Source organism: Micromonospora aridisoli (assembly GCF_056150025.1).
The window spans coordinates 1-567 of record NZ_JAXCFK010000124.1; the positions used below are offsets into that span (position 1 = coordinate 1).

1 protein-coding gene is annotated in these 567 nt (G+C 37.7%); it reads right to left on the reverse strand.

All coding sequences use genetic code 11. The features are described 5' to 3' along the window. On the reverse strand, window positions 1-567 hold a 567-nt coding region (locus SM447_RS29690), incomplete at both ends, for a polysaccharide pyruvyl transferase family protein (RefSeq protein ID WP_474576172.1).

Sequence of the window (567 nt, forward strand, 5' to 3'; positions counted from 1 at the left end):
ATCTTCTAAAAGCATCCCAAAGTTTATTCACTTCACGCACTCTTTTGCGTAGACTCATTTGCGTACCTCCAATGTGCGTATCTCCTTGTGTTACCTTTCCATAGTTAGTTTTCAATAACTCGAGGAGTGCAGATTCTTGATCAGGCGTCATTTTCTTTTCTTTGTCATCACGCAAACACACCAAAACACCTTTTCGTTCGTACATAGGTGTTGTTTTATCCAAAGTCATAACAATATCCGGAAGCAAAAGCACTTGATTCTTGGGAAAATACTTCGTGTATGTTTCAAAAGAAACCTCTTCCCTTGCGATCAATGTTAGATTTTTATGCCTACTATAACATTTAATCGCTTTTTGAAGCATTTTTTGCCCATGGGATGATTCTGAAACGTCAATCGTCTGCGGAAAAGAGATGATTTTATTTTCTGGAAAACTATCAAAAACTAATTGGCGCAAAGACTCGATCTGATCGTACATATCACCTGTATTACCGCCCCCTACTGTCGTTATAATATCCGAATCTTTTCCCTCTCTTTTTACAAACTCGATTCCTTCTAGTGTACTACTAA